General features: G+C 60.2%; 19 protein-coding genes and 2 pseudogenes. 8 read left to right on the plus strand and 13 right to left on the minus strand.

All coding sequences use genetic code 11. The annotated features are described in order from the left end of the window. The first annotated feature begins 71 nt into the window (after positions 1-71). The 4 genes and pseudogenes from EGT36_RS29030 to EGT36_RS29045 all read left to right on the plus strand — a co-directional run. Complete coding sequence (locus tag EGT36_RS29030) at positions 72-824, plus strand: IS6 family transposase (protein ID WP_024899183.1); 753 nt, start codon at positions 72-74, stop codon at positions 822-824. Between the two features lie 57 nt (positions 825-881). Then, positions 882-1,250 (plus strand): annotated as a pseudogene (locus EGT36_RS29035) (amidohydrolase family protein); the annotation flags it as partial. Between the two features lie 5 nt (positions 1,251-1,255). After that, positions 1,256-1,834, plus strand: coding sequence for a phosphonate metabolism protein/1,5-bisphosphokinase (PRPP-forming) PhnN (gene phnN / locus EGT36_RS29040; RefSeq protein WP_024897968.1), 579 nt, complete (start codon positions 1,256-1,258; stop codon positions 1,832-1,834). Between the two features lie 215 nt (positions 1,835-2,049). After that, positions 2,050-2,292 (plus strand): annotated as a pseudogene (locus tag EGT36_RS29045) (transposase); the annotation flags it as partial. A 70-nt stretch (positions 2,293-2,362) separates the two neighbouring features. Here the strand turns inward: EGT36_RS29045 and EGT36_RS29050 are convergent. From EGT36_RS29050 to EGT36_RS29065, 4 genes are all read right to left on the minus strand, one after another. Beyond that, positions 2,363-3,031 carry an LbetaH domain-containing protein gene (locus EGT36_RS29050; protein ID WP_024897970.1) on the minus strand — a complete coding sequence of 223 codons (669 nt, stop codon included), beginning with the start codon at positions 3,029-3,031 and terminating at the stop codon, positions 2,363-2,365. 325 nt (positions 3,032-3,356) lie between these two features. After that, positions 3,357-4,109 carry an IS6 family transposase gene (locus EGT36_RS29055; protein WP_024899183.1) on the minus strand — a complete coding sequence of 251 codons (753 nt, stop codon included), beginning with the start codon at positions 4,107-4,109 and terminating at the stop codon, positions 3,357-3,359. A gap of 56 nt (positions 4,110-4,165) precedes the next feature. Continuing rightward, complete coding sequence (locus EGT36_RS29060; protein WP_024899096.1) at positions 4,166-4,438, minus strand: GntR family transcriptional regulator; 273 nt, start codon at positions 4,436-4,438, stop codon at positions 4,166-4,168. A 13-nt stretch (positions 4,439-4,451) separates the two neighbouring features. Then, positions 4,452-5,618: an alpha-D-ribose 1-methylphosphonate 5-triphosphate diphosphatase gene (locus EGT36_RS29065; protein WP_024899095.1), complete on the minus strand. Its 1,167-nt coding sequence runs from the start codon at positions 5,616-5,618 to the stop codon at positions 4,452-4,454. A 118-nt stretch (positions 5,619-5,736) separates the two neighbouring features. Here EGT36_RS29065 and EGT36_RS29070 point away from each other — a divergent pair, with 118 nt between their 5' ends. The 3 genes from EGT36_RS29070 (at position 5,737) to phnE (EGT36_RS29080) (ending at position 8,204) form a co-directional block, all read left to right on the plus strand. Beyond that, positions 5,737-6,594, plus strand: a complete 858-nt coding sequence (locus EGT36_RS29070) for a PhnD/SsuA/transferrin family substrate-binding protein (protein WP_125271698.1) — start codon at positions 5,737-5,739, stop codon at positions 6,592-6,594. A gap of 79 nt (positions 6,595-6,673) precedes the next feature. Further along, positions 6,674-7,420, plus strand: coding sequence for a phosphonate ABC transporter ATP-binding protein (locus EGT36_RS29075; protein ID WP_024899093.1), 747 nt, complete (start codon positions 6,674-6,676; stop codon positions 7,418-7,420). Beyond that, positions 7,413-8,204, plus strand: a complete 792-nt coding sequence (gene phnE, locus EGT36_RS29080) for a phosphonate ABC transporter, permease protein PhnE (RefSeq protein ID WP_024899092.1) — start codon at positions 7,413-7,415, stop codon at positions 8,202-8,204. Before EGT36_RS29075 ends, phnE (EGT36_RS29080) begins: the two co-directional genes overlap by 8 nt. Positions 8,205-8,603: 399 nt before the next feature. Here the strand turns inward: phnE (EGT36_RS29080) and EGT36_RS29085 are convergent, their stop codons facing one another. The 7 genes from EGT36_RS29085 to EGT36_RS29115 all read right to left on the minus strand — a co-directional run bounded on the left by EGT36_RS29085 (position 8,604) and on the right by EGT36_RS29115 (position 16,566). Beyond that, positions 8,604-9,278: a DapH/DapD/GlmU-related protein gene (locus EGT36_RS29085; RefSeq protein ID WP_107327987.1), complete on the minus strand. Its 675-nt coding sequence runs from the start codon at positions 9,276-9,278 to the stop codon at positions 8,604-8,606. Continuing rightward, positions 9,275-10,135, minus strand: coding sequence for a phosphonate ABC transporter, permease protein PhnE (phnE, locus tag EGT36_RS29090; RefSeq protein ID WP_024899731.1), 861 nt, complete (start codon positions 10,133-10,135; stop codon positions 9,275-9,277). The genes EGT36_RS29085 and phnE (EGT36_RS29090) overlap by 4 nt, the downstream gene beginning before the upstream one ends. Beyond that, positions 10,135-11,061, minus strand: coding sequence for a phosphonate ABC transporter, permease protein PhnE (gene phnE, locus EGT36_RS29095; protein WP_024899730.1), 927 nt, complete (start codon positions 11,059-11,061; stop codon positions 10,135-10,137). Before phnE (EGT36_RS29095) ends, phnE (EGT36_RS29090) begins: the two co-directional genes overlap by 1 nt. 64 nt (positions 11,062-11,125) lie before the next feature. Beyond that, a complete protein-coding gene (gene phnD / locus EGT36_RS29100) occupies positions 11,126-12,028 on the minus strand; it encodes a phosphonate ABC transporter substrate-binding protein (RefSeq protein WP_024899729.1) in 903 nt (300 codons plus the stop codon). 21 nt (positions 12,029-12,049) lie between these two features. Further along, positions 12,050-12,856 carry a phosphonate ABC transporter ATP-binding protein gene (gene phnC / locus EGT36_RS29105; protein WP_024899728.1) on the minus strand — a complete coding sequence of 269 codons (807 nt, stop codon included), beginning with the start codon at positions 12,854-12,856 and terminating at the stop codon, positions 12,050-12,052. A gap of 68 nt (positions 12,857-12,924) precedes the next feature. Continuing rightward, positions 12,925-15,933, minus strand: coding sequence for a Tn3 family transposase (locus EGT36_RS29110; protein ID WP_024899727.1), 3,009 nt, complete (start codon positions 15,931-15,933; stop codon positions 12,925-12,927). A gap of 6 nt (positions 15,934-15,939) precedes the next feature. After that, positions 15,940-16,566 carry a recombinase family protein gene (locus tag EGT36_RS29115; RefSeq protein WP_024899726.1) on the minus strand — a complete coding sequence of 209 codons (627 nt, stop codon included), beginning with the start codon at positions 16,564-16,566 and terminating at the stop codon, positions 15,940-15,942. Between the two features lie 207 nt (positions 16,567-16,773). Between EGT36_RS29115 and EGT36_RS29120 the strand changes: the two genes are divergently transcribed. Beyond that, complete coding sequence (locus EGT36_RS29120; RefSeq protein WP_024899725.1) at positions 16,774-17,166, plus strand: hypothetical protein; 393 nt, start codon at positions 16,774-16,776, stop codon at positions 17,164-17,166. Positions 17,167-17,381: 215 nt separating this feature from the next. Here the strand turns inward: EGT36_RS29120 and EGT36_RS29125 are convergent, their stop codons facing one another. Next, positions 17,382-18,551: an alpha-D-ribose 1-methylphosphonate 5-triphosphate diphosphatase gene (locus tag EGT36_RS29125; protein WP_024899724.1), complete on the minus strand. Its 1,170-nt coding sequence runs from the start codon at positions 18,549-18,551 to the stop codon at positions 17,382-17,384. Next, a complete protein-coding gene (locus tag EGT36_RS29130) occupies positions 18,538-19,245 on the minus strand; it encodes a phosphonate C-P lyase system protein PhnL (protein WP_024899723.1) in 708 nt (235 codons plus the stop codon). Before EGT36_RS29130 ends, EGT36_RS29125 begins: the two co-directional genes overlap by 14 nt. Positions 19,246-19,250 lie beyond the last annotated feature (5 nt).

Raw genomic sequence — 19,250 nt, forward strand, 5'->3', positions numbered from 1 at the left:
AACTTTCGGGCTTAACCGTATGTTGACCATAGGCATGGAATTTGCCGCTCCGAAAGTTGCGGAGCGAGCCCATGATTCTGAATGCTATTGCCGAGAAGCTGAAGCGCCAATCAAAGGATGACTTCAAAGGCAGGCATTTCGAGGCCTGGTTGATTGTACAGGCGGTTGCCTGGTACTTGCGCTACCCGCTCAGCTATCGTGACTTGGAAGAGATGTTTCGCGAGCGGGGCTTTGAGGTCGATCATAGCACGATCAACCGCTGGGTATTGGCCTATGCGCCGATGATCGAAAAACGGCTTCGGCAGTTTAGGCGCCCCCATTGCGGCTCGGTCAGAATCGATGAGACGTACGTCAAGATCCGCGGCAAATGGCGCTATCTGTACCGAGCCATCGACAAGCATGGCAATCCGGTAGATTTCCTGTTGACCGCTAAGCGCGATCTCGCCGCCGCCAAGCGGTTTTTCCGCAAGATGCTCAAAGACGAACCCTTGTTGTCGCCGACCAGGATCGGGACCGACGGGGCCAACACCTTCCCGTCAACGATCAAAATGTCGGTTGATGATGGGCTCCTCCATCCCGATCCCGTCCACTATGTCACCAAGCACCTCCAGCAAGGCATCGAAAGTGACCATTTCCGGGTAAAGAAGAACATGCCAAAGATCGGTGGCTTCCAATCCTTCAACACGGCGCGGCGAACCATCGCGGGTTTCGAGGCAATGCTGTGGTTGAGGAAAGGCTTCAGCTTTTCCGGCGGTTGGACTGTCAACGATCAGAACGATTTTCTTGCGCGCCTCTTCGGACTGCAAAAGATTAACAAAGCATGAAAATGAGGACGCTCAGGGGATAATCGCGCGCTCCGAAAATGTTTGCGACAGGCCCAAGCAGCCAGTGCCTCAAAAGGTGCAGGCCTTTCCATTCTGATGGGCGCGCCCAATATTGTGCGCGGTGGCTCGCATTCCGGCAATATTGCTGCACGCGATCTCGTCGATAATGGCAGCCTCGACATTCTGTCCTCGGATTACATTCCGTTCAGCCTCATTCAGTCGGCTTTCGGCCTTGCTTCGGGGGAGCGTCCGATTGCGCTGCCACAGGCTGTCCGCCTCGTAACCAAGAACCCGGCTGATGCCATGGCGATGGATGATCGCGGCGAAATCGCTATCGGAAAGCGTGCCGATCTGGTTCGCGTGCGGCCGAAAGGTGCAATTCCGGTTGTGCGCACTGTCTGGCGCGAAGGCGAACGGGTGCTTTGATGCAGATGCAATCCGATACGCCGAAAGGCTGTTTCGTTGCCGTTGTCGGCCCCAGCGGGGCCGGCAAAGACACGATTATGGATGCAGCGCGTGTGGCTCTTGCGGGCGACACGCGGTTTCATTTTGTGCGCCGGATCATCACGCGTCCGCAAATGCCGGGCACGGAAGATCACGACAGTCTGGATGAAGCAGCATTTACTAAAGCCGCAGGCGAGGGTGCTTTCGCGCTGCACTGGCAGGCGCATAGCCTGAGCTATGGATTGCCGAAATCGCTTGATGATGAAATCGCCGACGGTATCGTGGTGATTGCGAATGTCTCGCGGCGTGTACTTGGCGATATCCGCAGGCTTTATTCGGAACGGTCCGTGGTCGTCATTTCGGCTAGGCCGGAAGTACTTGCAGAGCGGCTTGCATCGCGTGGACGTGAAAGTCGAGAAGAAATCGCTTTGCGACTTAAGCGCGAAGTGAGCTTCGATGACGGTGCAGACGATGTCGTCATAATAGACAATTCAGGGGAAGTCGCTGCTTCCACAGATGCCTTCCTGCGTCATCTGCAGGAAATTAGCATTAAAACAATTGCCTAAATTAAAATCTTAAAGCGGAATGTAAGTTTACACAAACGTCATGGTCCGTTCATTGCAGTGTCATTGAACGGATCATGAGCGGGCATGACTGAAGACGAACTCATGCTTCAACTAAAAAATTGACCCGCCGCTATAATGATAAGGTGGCGGTTTGGCCTGCCGCCGGTTTCATGGACATCGAGGTAAGATATTCCTCCTGAAACCGGAGAGCATGAATGCAAAGACGAATATTCAGCCGCGAGTATAAGCTTGAGGCTGTGAAGCTTGTCAGGGAACGTGGGGTCACTGTTGAGCAGGCTGCTCGTGATCTTGATGTCCACGAGAATGTGTTGTGCAAATGGGTTCGTGAATACGGCGACGATCCCAGCCAGTCGTTTCCTGGAAAAGGCCAGATGAAGCCGGAGCAGCTTGAGATCGAGAGGCTTCGGAAAGAGGTCGCCAAGCTGAAGGCGGAGCGCGCCCCGAGGGCGTTCTTTTGAAGGGGGGCAATCAAAACTTTCTCACTAACAATTATTGCCCCATACTTGATTACGATTGGCTATTGCCATTTTCGTTGGCATTTTTGCCCCACCAACGATCACAAAATGCGTTGATGTTCTCTGACTGGAAGTCTGGAAGACGTTCGATAATTGTTGCAAAGGGCCAATCCCACCAGGCAATATCGGTAAGCTTCGAAACGATTACAGGTTCAAAGCGTTTCCGTATGAGCTTGGCCGGCACACCGCCGACCACGGTGTAAGGCGCAACATCCTTGCTGACGACCGCGCCAGCCGCCAGAACCGCGCCATTACCTATTTTCACACCGGGCAGTACGATGACCCCGTGCCCGATCCAGACATCATGTCCGATAGTCACACAATCAGCGGCGCGTCTTGTGAAAAAAGTCAGATCGCGGTCAGCGTCATGCGAATAATATTCTGGACAATAGGTAAACCGGTGCATGGAGGGGCGGTTCATCGGGTGATTGGGCGCTCCGATCCTGACCTCGGCAGCGACAGCGCAGAACCTTCCAATCACCGCATTTTCGACGATGCAACGTTGGCCGAGATATGAAAAGTCGCCCAGCTCCACGGTGTGGAGTGAAGTATCGTCCAGTATTTCGCAGCAGGTTCCTATTCTGGCGTCCCTCAGTTGTACCGAGGGATGAATAACCGTCTCGGCAATTTTCGGACGGGGAACTGGATATGTGTCTGTCATTTCTGCTCTCCAAGGGTTGAAAACCCCTTTTGTTAGAGGGGTTTCCCCGTGGCCCGTGATCTCGTAGCCAGCAATCTCACGACTTCGATGATAGATGGAGAGGATTGCTCCAGGCACGTTTGCTGTTCTCATCGCAGATTACCAGTCTTGCCCATCCGCCTCTGAATTTTTCCAGAGGAAGCCTTGCATGACGAATGCCTGCTCCCATTACACTTTGCGAGCGGGCAGCCTCGCCGATGAGCCATACCGTGTTTACCGGGCTCATTTCAAGGGCCTGTCGCAAACATTTTCGGAGCGCGCGATTATCCCCTGAGCGTCCTCATTTTCATGCTTTGTTAATCTTTTGCAGTCCGAAGAGGCGCGCAAGAAAATCGTTCTGATCGTTGACAGTCCAACCGCCGGAAAAGCTGAAGCCTTTCCTCAACCACAGCATTGCCTCGAAACCCGCGATGGTTCGCCGCGCCGTGTTGAAGGATTGGAAGCCACCGATCTTTGGCATGTTCTTCTTTACCCGGAAATGGTCACTTTCGATGCCTTGCTGGAGGTGCTTGGTGACATAGTGGACGGGATCGGGATGGAGGAGCCCATCATCAACCGACATTTTGATCGTTGACGGGAAGGTGTTGGCCCCGTCGGTCCCGATCCTGGTCGGCGACAACAAGGGTTCGTCTTTGAGCATCTTGCGGAAAAACCGCTTGGCGGCGGCGAGATCGCGCTTAGCGGTCAACAGGAAATCTACCGGATTGCCATGCTTGTCGATGGCTCGGTACAGATAGCGCCATTTGCCGCGGATCTTGACGTACGTCTCATCGATTCTGACCGAGCCGCAATGGGGGCGCCTAAACTGCCGAAGCCGTTTTTCGATCATCGGCGCATAGGCCAATACCCAGCGGTTGATCGTGCTATGATCGACCTCAAAGCCCCGCTCGCGAAACATCTCTTCCAAGTCACGATAGCTGAGCGGGTAGCGCAAGTACCAGGCAACCGCCTGTACAATCAACCAGGCCTCGAAATGCCTGCCTTTGAAGTCATCCTTTGATTGGCGCTTCAGCTTCTCGGCAATAGCATTCAGAATCATGGGCTCGCTCCGCAACTTTCGGAGCGGCAAATTCCATGCCTATGGTCAACATACGGTTAAGCCCGAAAGTTTGCGACAAGCCCCTTGCGCGCCGTCAGGTGCCCCTCGTTCTGCAACTGCTGCAGGGCCTGGCGCAGCGTGATGCGGGTGACGCCGAGGCTTGCTGCGAGATGCGTTTCTCCGGGCAACTGGCTGCCTGGCCTCAAGGTTCCGCCTTCGATCAGGCCAAGGATATGGTCGCGGATCTGCTGCCAGATCGGCATGTCGCTACGCGGGCCGAAGACCAGTCCGTCGAAGGCGGCGAGAGGGATTTCAGGCGTGTCGAGCATGATGGTTTCCGGTTCAGGCGGCAGCCGAGGCTATCGCGCGTTCGGTCTCTATCAGAGTCTGTGCCGAATAGACGAGCCGACCGCCGACGAAGGTTGCCATTACCTTCGGGTGGCGCATGTCCTTGGCATCCACGAGGATGAGGTCGGCGCGTTTTCCCTCTTCAAGCCGTCCCCGGTCTGACAGGCCGGCGGCGGCGGCGGCATTGGCCGACACGAGGTGCCAGACCTTGGCGAAGCCAGCATCGTCAGGGGATGCCAGCCGGAAGGCTGCATGCAGTGGGGACGGATAGTGGTAGTCGGAGGCGAGCACGCTGCAGAGCCCGTCGCGAACCGCTGTCGTTGCGTCGAGTGCGCCATTGTGGCTGCCACCGCGCACGACGTTGGGGGCGCCAAGAATGACATGTTCGCCGGCGGCGCGGGCTTCGGCAGCCGTCTCCAGCGTTAGCGGAAACTCCGAAGACACGGCCCCCAGTGCCCGGAAATGTCGGCGCTCTTCGGGAGACGCCTCGTCATGGGCGAGGAGTACGTTGCCGTTGTCGCGTGCTGCTGCCGCGAGCTTTTCGATGGCACCGGCCACATCTTTGCGCCGTGCCCAGACGTCGTCGAGTAGCGCCATGTAATCATTACGCGACAAGCCGGAGCGCTCGGCCATCTGGCCGATCTTGCGGGCGATCGCCCCCTTCAGCACCGAACCCGTCGTATGGTCGTTCAGGGCCACGAGCGGCTTCGGATCGAGCAACAGCCATTCGATCACCTGCGACAGCGCATCGAGCGCGAAGGTCTCCCAGCGCAGGTGCAGGCGGGTATCGCAGGCCAGATGCGGGCGTGCAGCGGCAAGTGCGGTGACGAAGTCGCCAGCGGCCTGCAGCGAACGAAGGCCGGGCTCCCAGGACACCGTTACGCCGTGAAAGGCTGTGGTGATGCCGTTGGTCACCAGTTGTCGGTCAGTGTCGCGCAGTGCCAAGCCGACGTCGAAGCGCACGCCCGGTCGCGGCATGATCTGCCGCTCGAAGCCGTCACCATGGATATCGACAATCCCCGGCAGGACGAGCAGGCCTGCGGCGTCGATCTCGCGCCCACCATTGCCCCTGTCCGACAGCATGCCGCCCTCGACGAAGAGGTCAGTGTGTTTGAGTCTCTCGGTGCCCAGAACGGTGCCGTTGCGGATGGTCCAGTTCATCGCGTCTCTCCGTTTTGTTTTTCGCCCTGGGGCCGGAAAACTGTCACGTGCCCGTCACGTCTGGTCGCTAGGGATAGTCGCAGAAGATGCTCCTGTCTATACAGCAAAGGAAGATATCATGATCCGCTCCCTTCTCGCAGCCTGTGCAATCTCTCTGGTCTCCCTCGCGCCGGCCGCGGCCGAGAGTGTCAAATTCGCCGTCACCGACATCGAGGGCATGGAAGCCCTGCAGCAGAAATTCGGCGGCTTTCAAAAAGCGCTTGAGCAGGCCTCCGGTCTGGAAATCGAGCTCTTTCCGGTCAGTTCGCGCACCTCTGCCGTCGAAGCTCTGAATTCCGGACAGGTCGACCTCGTCCTCACCGGCCCGGCCGAATACGTCGTCATGAAGGAACTTGCACAGCCGCAGATCGTCGTCGCCTGGCAGCGTCCGGACTACTTCGCCCAGATCGCCGTCTTGGCCAATGGTCCAATCCGCTCGATCGAGGATCTCAAGGGCAAGAAGGTATCCTTCGGCTCGGTCGGATCCACCTCCACGCATCTCGGTCCGGCCCAGGCACTGTCTGATTTCGGCCTCAAATACAATGAAGACTACGAGCCTGTGATCCTCGCCCGCAACGTTGCCGCCGAAGCGCTGATCCGTGGCGACATCGCCGCCATCAGCCTAAATTTCGGCCACCTTGCCTCCGTCCGCGAAGCCTTCCCGGATGTCGCTTTTGCCGTGGTTGCCCGTGGCCGTGACCTGCCGAACGACATCCTAGTTGCCCGTAAGGACCTGGCCGAGGAAACCGTCGCAAAGATCCGTACGGCCTTCGTCGAAAAGGGCACAGACATCATGGCCGCCGTTCTCCAGGGCGAAGACAACCAGAAATTCAAGGGTGGCTTCTTCCTGACCGACGTCAAGGACAGCGACTACGACTACGTCCGCTCGATGTATCGGACGATTGGCGTCGATACGTTCAACGACTTCGTCAACTGAGCGGGCCCAACCCGATCCTGCCATCGGGCCGGCGCCACCAGCGCCGGCTCCACGCCATATCCGCAGAAAGAATACCACGATGGACGTTATCAGCACGCAGGGCCTGAAGAAGGGTTATGCCAACGGAAAGCCGGTGTTTTCCGGTGTCGACATCCGCATCCGAAGCGGGGAGCGCGTGGCGCTGGTCGGCGCCAACGGTGTGGGCAAGTCGACACTGCTCAAGTGCCTGATCGGCCACACGCCGTTCTGCGATGGTGAGATCTCGACACTCGGCGAAGCCTTCCGCAGTGCGCCGAGCGGTCCGCAGCTCAAGCGCATGCGCCAGCAGATCGGCTTCGTCTTCCAGCACCACGGCCTCGTGCGTCGGCAGTCGGTGCTGACCAATGTCGTTCACGGCAAGCTTGGCCTTCCCGGCACCTGGCGCGCCTGGCACCAGGCGATCGCCGAACGCGAATGCCGGGAAGAGGCGATGGACGCGCTTGATCAGGTGAAGCTCTCCCACAAGGCGACCGCACGCGCCGACGAACTCTCCGGCGGTCAGGCGCAGCGCGTCGCGATCGCCCGCGCCTTGGTGCGCAAGCCCAGGCTGATGATCGCCGACGAGCCGGCTGCCAGCCTCGATCCGACGGCGGGTCGCGACGTGATGGCGCTGTTTTCTGATCTCGTCCGGGAACGGGGCATAACGCTGGTCCATACGACCCACGACATGGAGCATGCGCTGAGCTTTGCCGACCGGATCGTGGCGTTGAAGGCCGGCCACGTGCATTTCGACCTTCCGGTGGCCGAAGTCGACCGCAAACGCCTGGAGGGCGTGTTTCATGCGTGAGGTCGCACCCGCCCGTTTTTTCCGCGCCTCGCCGTTTGTTTTTGCCATCCTCGTCGCTCTTGGTGCGCTGCTCGTCGTCTCGGCCACGCAGGTGGCGCCAACGCCGAGCCAGCTTCTGAACGGTGCGCCACGGATGGCGAACCTGATTGAGCGCATGCTGCGGCCGAGCTTTGAACCCGGTTTTCTGATGCGCGTCACCTGGCGCACGATTGAGACGCTGCAGATCGCCTTCGTCGGCACCGTCATCGGCGTGCTGCTCAGTCTGCCGATCGCCTGGCTCGCTTCGCGCACGCTGTCGCCGATCGGGCCCTTCCGACACGTCTTCAAGGTAATGATCTCGCTCTTCCGCACCGTGCCGGACATGGTCTGGGCGCTGCTCTTCGTCGCCTCCATCGGGCTTGGCGCGGTGGCCGGCACCATGACCATCATCATCGACACGATCGGCTTCTGCGGTCGCTTCTTCGCCGAAGCGATCGAGGATGCTGACAAGGAGCCGCAGGAGGCTCTGTTCTCCGCCGGTGCGGGACGTTTTTCTGTGCTCTCCGGCGCCGTCGTGCCCGATATCATGCCGTCCTTGATCAACACTTCGCAGTTCGCGCTTGAAAAGGCGGTCCGCTCGTCGGTGGTGCTCGGCCTCGTAGGTGCCGGCGGCATCGGCCAGGAACTGAAAGTCGCCTTCGACCTTTTCCAGTACCGCAACGCCTCGACCATCATCCTCGTGATCTTCGTGATCGTTCTGGTGATGGAGCTTGCGACCGACCGGCTGCGGCAGAAGGCGCAATGAGGCGGCCGGCATGCACCTCATAAAGTGCCTTCAGATAATCTCACCAGTCCTTGAAGCATAACGCGAACGCTTTCGTTGGCAGAGTCGATGGGAGCGGACAGTCTTGTGTCGGCCCCGATCCGGTCACCACTAGGCTTGGAGCCAATGTCCGCTTGGTGCACAGGCGACGTGACGCCGCCACTGAGCATATGGTTCCGCTGCCTGAGGCGGCGAAGTCAGAAAAGCCGGCGAATGAGCTGGACGGAATTCGAGCCCTTGACCGCACGCTTCGAACTGCCAGTCCCACGTATAGCTCGAACTTGGGAGAAGGCCAGGAGGTGACGCGGTTTACTCTCGGGAAGAGCCGGGTGCGGGAAATCCGCCCGCTCGGATCTGTGAGGGAGAAGCTGAATGGCATAGCTACTCGACCATGAACAAGGCCTCGGCTTCCGTGGTTTGGGTCGATATGGTTGGCGCGAATGTGTCCCGGCGATATCTGTCGATGAAGGCATTGATCGAGAGTGTGCGGATGTCAGGAAGGCGGCCGCGCAGCGTGTCGTGGTGCCAGTCCCACCAAGCGATATCGAGCAGTGCTGCGGCCTGCTCCTCGTTGAAGCGTCGCTTGATTGCCCTTGCGGGAACACCACCGACGATTGTGTAAGGTTCGACATCCTTCGAGACGACCGCACCGGCGCCGATCACCGCGCCGGTGCCGATCGTCACGCCGGCAAGTACCGTGACGCCGTGGCCGATCCACACGTCGTGGCCGATGGTCACCCAGTGATCCTTGCGCCATTGGAAGAACTCGGTGTCGTCTTCGCCCAGCCCGTATTGTGCTGCACGGTAGGTGAAATGGTGCTGGCTCGCGCGCCAGGTGGCGTGGTTGCCCGGGTTAATGCGCGCACCTTCGGCAATCGAGCAGAACTTGCCGATGGTCGACCATACGACGTTGCCGCCCTTGACGATGTAGGAATAGTCACCGAACTGACTTTCCCGCATGCTGACATGGGCCTGGATCTCGGTCCATTTGCCGAGTTCGCAGCCGACGACCGTCGCCGTTTCATGGATGGTCGGAGCTTCCGACAGCATTTTCATTTCGCGTGTTCCCATTTGCCGATGAACCGCTCGCGGATTGCGCCGGAGAGGGCGTCGATGACATAGACCATGGCGATGATCAGGAAGATGATCGACCAAGCCTCGTCCCATCGATAGGCGCCGATGCGGTCGGAGAGGATGAAGCCGATGCCGCCGGCGCCGACAATGCCGAGAATGGTACCTGAGCGGACATTGGATTCGAAGTTGTAGAGGGTGATTGAAAGAAGCACCGGCCAGACCTGCGGCAGCATCCCGAAGCGGATGGCCTGGGAGCGAGACCCTCCGGAGGCAACAACGCCCTCGACGGGCTTCTTGGAGATGTTCTCGATCGCCTCGGCGTAGAGCTTGGCAAGAACACCGATTTCGCCCACCGCGATCGCGAGCACTCCGGGAAGCGGGCCGAGGCCGAAGGCGCGGATGAAGACGAGCGCCAGGATCAGCGTCTCGAAGGCGCGTATGATGTCAAAGCCTCGCCGAACGCCGAAGCGGAAGAAGGCGAACCGGTTGATGTTTTTGGCGCCGAGAAAGGAGAGCGGAAAGGCAACCACGGCGCCAAGCAGCGTCCCGAGAAAGGCCATGGCGAGCGTTTCGCCGAGGCCCGTCAGGATATCGCTTACCTGATCCCATTCCGTCCAGATATGGGGTGGGAACATGAAGGAGAGAACGCGCCCGAGGCGGCTAAGACCGTTGATGATGCGTTCTGGCGTGAAGCCGAAATCATAGAGGCACCAGGCAAACAGCGCGGTAAAGCCGAGCATCAAACCCCAGCGCTTCAGCCGCATCTCCATGGACGGACGGAAGGCGAGCGGCATGGACTGGCGCAGCGCCAAGATTTCCGCGCGGGTAACGGTTGTCATCAGTGGATCCTTTCCATGCCGATGATCCGGTGGCGCAGCTTTTCCGAGCCCCAGTCGATCACAAAGACTGTGACGAAGACGATGATGAAGAGCGCCGACAAATCGGTGTATTCCTGCAACGATACGGCAGTGCGAAGCTCCTGACCCAGGCCGCCGGCGCCGACATAGCCGATGATCGAGGACGAACGCACATTGATCTCGAAACGCAGCAGCGTGTAGCTGATGATGTTCGGCAGGATCTGCGGCACCGCGCCATAGCGTATCTGGTCAGCCCTGCTGCCGCCCGCCGATTTGACGCCCTCCAGCGGGCGCATGTCGATGTTCTCGTTCACTTCCGAATAGAGCTTGCCGAGCGCCCCGCAGGTATGGAGCGCGATCGCCAACACGCCCGCCATCGGGCCGACCCCGAAACAGAAGACGAAGATCAGCGCGAATACCAGTTCCGGCACCGTACGGGCAATTTCGAGATAGCGGCGCGACAGCCAGAGCATCCACCTGCTGGGTGAGAGGTTGCGCGCCGCCGGGAAGGACATGACGAAGCCGCCGGCCACCCCAAGGGCGGTCGCCATAAAGGCAATGAGCACGGTTTCGAGGAGGAGCCAGCCCCAGACCTTCCACCGCCAGAACCACGCGGCGAGGTCTGCACCAAGCGTTTCCGACGACAGCTGAGGAACGGTCTTGGCAAGGTATTCGCCGAGCCGTGGCAAGCCTGCGAGCAGGATCCAGCGTTCGGCTCTGCTGCCGTCAGACAGCGTGATCTGGCTGACTTTGAGGAGATTGGAGAAATCGGCTGTCACAACAAAGGCGATCAGCAGAGCCGCCGTCACGACGAGGAAGGTCAGCCGCCCGCGGGCGCGGTGGCGGGCATAGGCGCGTTCGAAATCCAGCACCGCCTGGGAAGGGGCTGCGGCAGGGGCGAAGGTCATGACGTTTCCCTGTAAAAAAGGGGCGATCCCTGTCGAGATCGCCCCGTCTGCGTTTCGCTCGGGATCAGCTCTTGCGCTGGGCCTTCAGCCAGGCGCGCATGTCGACGATCCACTGGTAGCGGTCATGGTCAACTTCGACGTAGCCCTTGGCCGTCGAGTTTTCGGCGCCGGTCATTTCCTTGAAGGCTGCCGGATCGGCTGTCGGCACGTTCTTCACGGCATCCTTCATGGCGCTGACCATTTCTGCCGGCAGGTTCCTGCGGGCGGTGAAGGGGCCGGACGTGATCTCGGGCGACTCCCAGATCCAGCAGACTTCGCCGGCCTTGATCATGCCCTTGGAGACCATGCGCTGGGGAATGCCGCTCTTCTCGTTGTTGATATAGGTGGCGGCTGCATCAAACTGGCCGTTGACGACGCCTTGAACGCCGGCCTCGTGGCTGCCGGAGAATGGCGTTGCCGAGAAATAGGTCGAGGGCTCGAAGCCCTGCTGCACGAGGTTGTAGTTCGGAACGGCATAGCCGCTGGTGGAATCCGGATCGGCAAAGGCCAACACCTTGCCCTTAAGGTCCTCGATCTTCTTATAGGGGCTGTCGCAGCGCACCGTAATGACCGAGAAATAGCCGGTAGAATCGTCTTCCTGAACCGCGGTCAGCAGTGGAACGACGCCGCCGTCGGTCTCGGTATAGGCGGCTGCATAGGCCGAGGAGCCGAGGAAGGCGAATTCGATCTGGTCAGCGGCGAGTGCCTGGACGACGCCGTCGTAGTTGCCAGCGGTGAAGAGCTCGACGTCGATGCCGAGGGTCTTTTCAAGATAGGCCTCAAAAGGCTTGTAACGAGCAACACGATCCTTCTCGTTCTCGCCGGACAAAACGCCGAAGCGAACGACCTTGTAGTCGGACTTCCAGTCGGCAGCGATGGTCGGCAGGGCAAAAAGCGTGAGGAGGGCTGTGGCGGCGATGAGACGCATTGGTATTCTCCCAGAGGTTGATCAGGCCGGAACCGCCGACCGGATGGAGGTCGAGGTGATGGATTCGTTGAACTCGGTGAGGCCGGAACTGCCGTAGATGTCGCGAACGACCTCGTCGGTGAGGTTGCGGGCGCTGCCGTCAAACATGACGAGGCCGGAGCGCATGGCGACGATGCGGTCACAATAGGCGCGCGCCGTGTCGAGCGTGTGCAGGTTGACGATAACGGTGATGCCGTCCTCGATGTTGATGGTGCGCAGCGCCTCCATGACGCGCATGGCGTTGCCGGGGTCGAGGCTGGCGATCGGTTCGTCGGCAAGCAGGATACGCGGCTCCTGCAGGAGTGCGCGGGCGATGGCAACGCGCTGTTGCTGACCGCCTGAAAGCGTGCCGGCGCGCTGCAGGGCCTGCGGGGCGAGATCGAGCCGGTCGAGCGCACGGATCGCCAATGCACGTTCGGCGTCGGAAAAGCGCATCGCCATGGAGCTCGCGAAACCATGCGAGGAGATGCGGCCGACCAGCACGTTGGTCAGCACGTCGAGCCGCTCGATCAGATTGAATTGCTGAAATATCATCGCGCATTCGCGACGCCACTGGCGCAGCGCTCGTCCGTTGAGCGACGTGATCTGGCGCTCGCCGAAATGGACGCTGCCGTCCGTCGGGTCGATCAGCCGGTTGATTAGGCGCAGAAGCGTGGACTTGCCGGCACCCGAGCGGCCAATGACGCCTACAAACTCTCCGGCGGCGATGTCGAGACTGACACCGTCGACGGCTCTGGTCGGGCCGAAGCTGCGGCCGAGATTGCGAAGGGAGAGCGTGTTCTTTTCCATGAAGCGATCATGGAGCGCCTCTGTGAGGGGTCTGAGTAGCAACGGAACAGAAAACCTACATAAGGATTTCACGGCTCGTCATCGGGGTCGGCGGTTTTCGGATCGCGTAGAGGCCTGAGTTCGCCTCGGGCCACGAAATCGGGGAGCGTGAAGGCGTATCGACCAAGCATGTTGACGTGACGGAAGCCGAGCGGCGAGAGACGCGTGACATCCTCCGGCTTGACGTCGTAGCCTTCAGTCAAGAGCTGGTTGACGGCTGCATCCGTGTAGATCGTGTTCCAGAGCACGACGAGATTGACGACCAGGCCGAGTGCTCCGAGCTGATCTTCCTGTCCCTCATGATAGCGCTGCCGCAGTTCACCACGTTTTCCATGAAAAATGACGCGGGCGAGCTGGTGGCGACCCTCACCTCGATTGAGCTGGACGAGAATACGGCGCCTGTAGCTTTCATCATCAATGAAGCGCAGGAGGTAGAGCGTCTTGATAAGGCGGCCGAGTTCCTGCAGGGCGCGAGCGAGACGGGTTGGCCGGTCATTGGTCTGGAGGGTTCGGGTGAGGCCAGCGGCCTGGACGACGCCGAGTTTGAGGGAGCCGGCAAGCCGCAACAGATCGTCCCAATGCTCGATGATCAGCTTCATGTTGATCCTGTTCGCCGCGAGATCGTCGAGGATGCCGTAGTTGGCTTTTGCATCGGCGCGCCAGAATCTTGCCCCGCCGACATCTGCGATGCGAGGGCTGAACTGGTATCCGAGCAGATAAAAGATGCCGAAGACGGTGTCGGTATATCCGGCCGTGTCGGTCATGATCTCGGTGGGCTGAAGCTCGGTCTCCTGTTCCAGCACGACGGCGAGGAGGTTGAGGCTGTCGCGCAGGGTGCCTGGAACGGTCATGGCGTTGAGGCCGGTAAACTGATCTGAAGCGAGATTGTACCAGGTGATACCGCGCTCCTGCCCAAAATATCGCGGATTGGGGCCGGAATGAATGGTGCGGACCGGCACGACGAACCGCAATCCATCGGCGGACGCCACTTCACCGCCGCCCCATTTTCTCGCCAGGGGGATGGCGTTTTGCGCCGCGACCAGAGCGGCGTTTGCGGCGGTCAGCGTCTCGGCGCGCAGGAAGTTCTGCTTGACCCAGCTGAGCCGGGAGCGTCGAAGTGCCGGGGTATCGATGCGAACCAGCGGCTCGAATCCGGTATTGGTCGCTTCGGCGACAAGAACGGCGCAGATGCTGGTTGCGATGTTTTCCGCGCGTGAGCCGCCCTCGCTGGCGTGGGTGAAGAGATCGGCAAAGCCGGTTTTCGCATGCATTTCCATGATCAGTTCGGGCAGATCGAGCCGAGGCAGACGCGCATCGATCGCGGCGCGCAGCGCGATGAGGCTAGGCGGTTCCTCGATCTTTTCCAGGCGATCGAGGGACAGGTCCGAGCCTTCCGAGGTATTGATGATGGTGACGGCCGGGTTCAGCGGGACACGATCGGCGGTTTCCCTATAGGCTCGGTCTAGCCGGCTCGACAAACGCCCGAGTTCTTCGTCAGCAACGGTGGACACTCCGACGGTGCGGCAGACCGTCGGACGTGCAGCTTCCCATGCTGGACCTGATAGCAGCCCCTTGCGCGGATCGGCATACCGCAGTGAGTGAACCGGAAAGATGTCGCGCCGGCGAATGGCGCGGCGCAGTTCGTCCAGGATGCAGAGCCGATATCCTGTCAGATCGACAGCGCCATCGGCAGTCTTGAGTTGGGTCTGCCATGCCTTTGGCGCAAAGGCTGTTGGTGGTGGGCCGGCGCGCTTGCGGCCGGAATGAACCACACGGAGATAATCAATGGCCTCCAGCAAGGGCCGGCCGGCGGGAGCCGCGCCGAGATCGAGGCCGGCGAGCAGTCCCGGCGTATAGGCAATCTTGCGATTGTGCTTCCTGAGTTCGGTAAAGTAGGTGTCGTCGTGAGGTTCCGCGAGGGTGCCGACACGCTCGACGGCCGCGTCAAGCGCCTGCCTGTCGATCAGGTCGAAGATTGCGGTGCGGACTGCATCGTCGGGCGTTTCGGGATCGAGAATGACGATCGCCGCGTCGCGTAACTTCAGTGCCGCTGCATCCAGGTCTCGCAGCGACCGCAATCTTGCCAGCTTGGCGGCCGACGACGCCTCCGACACCATCGATGTCGTAACCGCGTCGAACAGATCGATGACATCATCCCCGGCCGATGCTTCGAGTGTTCGAATAAAGGCCAGCAGGGTTGCAGCGCGCCGGTCGGCCGGCAGACGCGAAACGGCCTGAGCCTTTGCAGCGCTGGCAAACCGCGCCAGCGCCGTGACTTTACCCGGTGGCAGCCGATCGAGCGACGGCAGGCCGCTTGCGAGGGTGCGAATCTCTTCCAGACGGCCGAGTGCACGGCTGATCTCCCGCCCGCTCTGAATGTACGGTCCATCGCGCAGCCGGTCGAGCGGGCTTTGCCGACTGCCTTCGGAAACAGCGACCAGGCTATCCAGTCGCGCACGCTGCTCGGGCGTCATCGACTCGATCAGCAATCTATGCAGCCGGCTGTTCGCCCGTGTGCGAACCCTTGCCACGGCCCTTTCCAGCACAGACAGGCCCGGCAGCAGGACCTTGGCTTCCAGCAACCATGCGACGGCCCGGTCGAAGAGAGCCGACGGTCGGTCCGATCCCGTCCAGCACAGGGCGTAAAGAAAGCGGTTGAGACGGAACGCGACACCGAAATCGGTATAGGTTCGGTAGCCGTAGTGCTGACGAATGCGAGGCGCATGGCGCCAGCGCCCTTCGCTGCGGGCATATTCGGCAATCAACTCTTCGGGCTCGGTGAGCGAAAGCTGGCGGGCGGTGAAGCGCAGGGCCGGAACAGGTGCCTCTGTGGGGTCTTCCGGAAAGGTGCCGAGTATGCGCAACGATCCGAGCTGGACGGCGACGCCCAGACGATTGTGATCGCCGCGATGCAAGGCGACGAACGCACGATCGGCGTCATCGAGGTGGAAATAGCGAGCCAGTTGATCCGGGGTAAGCTCGTCGGGAAAACAGCCATATTCCCGCGCCTGGCTCTCGCTCAGATATCCTACCGGCACGGTCTTTTACGCCTGCATGCTATTGTCGCGTTTCGCTCGACGCTTGCTTGCCAGCAGATCACTTGCCCGCTCGCGAGGCTTTCCCTTGGCATCGACGTAGGCATAGAGCGTCGACAACGACACACCGAGTTCAGCCGCGACATCACGCGCAGCGTTGTCGCGATCTGCCATCATGGCCATGGCCGCCTTCAGCTTCTTCAGTGTCATGACGCGCGGGCGCCCACCAGCCCGGCCTCGGGCACGCGCCGCTGCCAGCCCCGCCATGGTGCGTTCGTGGATGAGATCGCGCTCGAACTCCGCCAGGGTGGCAAAGATGCCGAAGACGAGGCGCCCGGTTGTCGTCGTGGTGTCTACGTCGCCGGTCAGGACCTTCAGGCCGATCCCTTGCTTCTGAAGGTCGCTGACCAGGCCGACCACATGGGCAAGCGAGCGGCCGATGCGATCGAGCTTCCACACTACCAGAGCGTCACCAGCCCGCGCGATCTCAAGCGCTTTAGCCAAACCCGGCCGTTCTGTTGCACGGCCCGAGCATACGTCGTCGAAAATCTTCTCACATCCGGCGCGTTCAAGACCGTCGCGTTGGAGATCGAGATTCTGCTCGATGGTCGAAACCCGCATATAACCAATCAGCATCGGCGCTCCCCGTTTCACATTAACTTAGACGGCAGAGAGTTTATCGGCTATAGGTTTCTGCACGGGTATTTATAGAATTTGACCGCTCTGCGGAAATTGTTGCGATCTGCTTTGCGGCGTCACATCAAACCGGGGTTTGTTGCGACGTTCGGGCAGGGCTTTTGTGGATGCCACCGGCGGGGCAAAATCTCTTGCGAGCGAAACGTGATGACTGACAACGACGACCACCAGGATGTCGCGGACCTGCAGCCAGAAGATAAGATGGGCTTTGCTGTTCCGAAGACACCGACCCACTCGCTCATGCTTTTGAACAGCTACATGCGCACCGACATGCTGCAACACATCCATTTGCGCCTTCATAAGATGAGGGCTGAGGACGGACCTGGTTCGCCGTTGCATCATATGGCGAAAAGCCTCGAACAGGTTATCGACACCTGGGGCGACATCAATCTGTTCGAGTGTTTTACCCGCAACCAATTCCACATCGATCCGGATTACGAGTTTCGGCCGGAGCAGGATTACCCCCACGACATCAGGCTGATGAAGCATCACCTCAAATGCCACAGGAAAACGATCAAGGAGCTGGGCCGCTGGCGCTGACCGCTGAGCTGTGAAATCCCTTATGTAGGTTTTCTGTTCCGTTGCTACTCAGACCCCTGTGACAGCGACATATCATCCGAATGAATTTAAATTGGAGGATTTGCGACAGTTCTGTAGCAGCCTCAGCGGCGCTCCAAGCCCTGTAGACAAGGGCAAAAGAGAAACGGGCCGCGCAATGCACGGCCCGTCTCACAGTGATAGGCTCCCTCGCGATCTTACGCTGCGCGGGCTAAAGTGAGCGAACCGTCGGAATAGATTTTGCGGCCGCCCCGGAAGACGCAGCGGACATGGCCGATGCCGTTGTCGTCGGCGACAAGGAGGTCGGCTTTTTTTCCGACTGCGATCTCGCCGCGATCGGAAAGCCCGAGCGCCTGGGCTGGATTGGACGTCGCCAGCCGGCAGGCACCGGAAAGTCCGTGCTTGTCGGTTTTTGACAGTTCCAGCACCGCCGGCAGGATGGCCGAGGGATGATAATCGGCGGCCAGGATATCCAGCAGTCCGGCGGCATGAGCGTCGCGCGCCGAAAGATTGCCTGAATAGGACTGTCCGCGCAGCGCGTTTGGCGCGCCCATGGCGTTCATCAGGCCGAGCCTCTTCGCCTCGGCGGCGGCCTCGAGGGTGACCGGGAACTCGCTGATCAGGACGCCAAGCGAGTGCATCAACTGCACCTTGGCCACGGTGTCGTCGTCGTGGCTGGCGATCACCACACCATGGGCATGGCAGGCTTTGGAGATCGCATCCAGCGTATGCGTCATTACGTCGGCAGGCTGGGTGCGTTCCTCGATGCGCCGCGCGATCGACTGTGCGGCCTCTTCGAGGCTCGTGCCCTTGTCGCGGGCGAGCCTTTCGACGTGGCGCTCCACATTGCGATACTGACCCTGTCCCGGCGTACGATCGTTGAGCGAGATCAGATCTACGGAACCCTCGGCGATCAGCTCCTCGATCACGGCAAGCGCCTTGGGGAAGGTGATTTCGAAGCGGGCATGGACTTTGTGATCGACCAATAGCTGGTCGCGCATGGTCTTGATAGCGCGAATGACGCTGCTGGTGTGCTCGTAGCTGCGCAGGTGCCCGTAGGTCGAAGCCGGGCTAAAGGATAGCGCGGCATAGGCGGTCGTGACGCCGGAAACAGCAAGACGGCGGTCGAGATCGCGCAGACCGAGCTCAAGCGGCATGCGCACATTCGGCCGTGGTTCCACCTCGCGTTCCACCATGTCGCCGTGCATGTCGATGAAGCCCGGCATAAGGATCAGGCCTTGCGCCGACATATCGGCATTGGCGACGGGTTTTTCCGAGATTTCGGCGATCATTCCGTCCTCGATGCGCACCGCAGCGTTCGGCAGCATGCGGTCTAGCAGCACCACCCGGCAATCAGAGATCCACATTGGCAAGTTCCTCAAAAGCATGAAGTTCGATTTCCCGGTCGATGAGACCCGCTACATCGCCCGGGTGGTGAAAGACGCCGATCATGGCGACACCCTGCGCCTTGAGGTCGGCGAGACGGTCGACCAGCGCCTTTCGGGCGCCGGCATCGAGGGAGGCCGTGGGCTCATCGAGCAGCAACAGCCGCTGCGGCAGGATGAGCGCTCGTGCGAGGTTCACCTTCTGCTGTTCGCCGCCGGAAAAGGTGGTGGGATAGGCTTTCCAGAGATTGCGCTTGACGCCGAAGGCCTCCAGCCAGCGCCGCGCCTCGACGAGCGCTTCTTCGTGCTGCATGCCCGCTTGGCGCAAGGGTTCGGCAACGATATCCTCGGCAGGAACCCGCGGACGGGCGATCAGGAATTGCGTGACGAAACCGATCTCACGCCGGCGCAGAAACGCGATATCGACATCGGCTGCCCTGGCAAGGTCGATGCGGCCTTCAGCCGTGTGATACCAGATCTGGCCCGCGCGTGGAAGGTAGCTGCGATAGAGGGTGCGCAGAAGCGTCGATTTTCCGACGCCGTTCGGGCCCCTCAAAAGCAGGAATTCGCCTGGTTTCAGTGTGAAACCAATATCGGAATATGCGTGAAGGTTCTGGTCGAGATGGTGCATGTGGAAGGTTTTCGAGAGGCCTTCCACCTCCAGGACGGGCTGCATGGCGG

The organism is Agrobacterium sp. FDAARGOS_525 (genome assembly GCF_003938925.1).
GTDB classification, from domain to species: Bacteria; Pseudomonadota; Alphaproteobacteria; order Rhizobiales; family Rhizobiaceae; genus Agrobacterium; species Agrobacterium pusense.

Coding starts and splice junctions, on each gene's coding strand:
- phnC (WP_024899728.1), bottom strand. CDS start 12,856: ATGGAAAAGAACACGCTCTCCCTTCGCAATCTCGGCCGCAGCTTCGGC.
- phnN (WP_024897968.1), top strand. CDS start 1,256: ATGCAATCCGATACGCCGAAAGGCTGTTTCGTTGCCGTTGTCGGCCCC.
- phnD (WP_024899729.1), bottom strand. CDS start 12,028: ATGCGTCTCATCGCCGCCACAGCCCTCCTCACGCTTTTTGCCCTGCCG.
- phnE (WP_024899092.1), top strand. CDS start 7,413: ATGCGTGAGGTCGCACCCGCCCGTTTTTTCCGCGCCTCGCCGTTTGTT.
- EGT36_RS29030 (WP_024899183.1), top strand. CDS start 72: ATGATTCTGAATGCTATTGCCGAGAAGCTGAAGCGCCAATCAAAGGAT.
- EGT36_RS29060 (WP_024899096.1), bottom strand. CDS start 4,438: ATGCTCGACACGCCTGAAATCCCTCTCGCCGCCTTCGACGGACTGGTC.
- EGT36_RS29125 (WP_024899724.1), bottom strand. CDS start 18,551: ATGTGGATCTCTGATTGCCGGGTGGTGCTGCTAGACCGCATGCTGCCG.
- EGT36_RS29075 (WP_024899093.1), top strand. CDS start 6,674: ATGGACGTTATCAGCACGCAGGGCCTGAAGAAGGGTTATGCCAACGGA.
- phnE (WP_024899730.1), bottom strand. CDS start 11,061: ATGACCTTCGCCCCTGCCGCAGCCCCTTCCCAGGCGGTGCTGGATTTC.
- EGT36_RS29070 (WP_125271698.1), top strand. CDS start 5,737: ATGATCCGCTCCCTTCTCGCAGCCTGTGCAATCTCTCTGGTCTCCCTC.
- EGT36_RS29065 (WP_024899095.1), bottom strand. CDS start 5,618: ATGAACTGGACCATCCGCAACGGCACCGTTCTGGGCACCGAGAGACTC.
- EGT36_RS29085 (WP_107327987.1), bottom strand. CDS start 9,278: ATGAAAATGCTGTCGGAAGCTCCGACCATCCATGAAACGGCGACGGTC.
- EGT36_RS29130 (WP_024899723.1), bottom strand. CDS start 19,245: ATGCAGCCCGTCCTGGAGGTGGAAGGCCTCTCGAAAACCTTCCACATG.
- EGT36_RS29055 (WP_024899183.1), bottom strand. CDS start 4,109: ATGATTCTGAATGCTATTGCCGAGAAGCTGAAGCGCCAATCAAAGGAT.
- EGT36_RS29120 (WP_024899725.1), top strand. CDS start 16,774: ATGACTGACAACGACGACCACCAGGATGTCGCGGACCTGCAGCCAGAA.
- EGT36_RS29115 (WP_024899726.1), bottom strand. CDS start 16,566: ATGCTGATTGGTTATATGCGGGTTTCGACCATCGAGCAGAATCTCGAT.
- EGT36_RS29050 (WP_024897970.1), bottom strand. CDS start 3,031: ATGACAGACACATATCCAGTTCCCCGTCCGAAAATTGCCGAGACGGTT.
- phnE (WP_024899731.1), bottom strand. CDS start 10,135: ATGACAACCGTTACCCGCGCGGAAATCTTGGCGCTGCGCCAGTCCATG.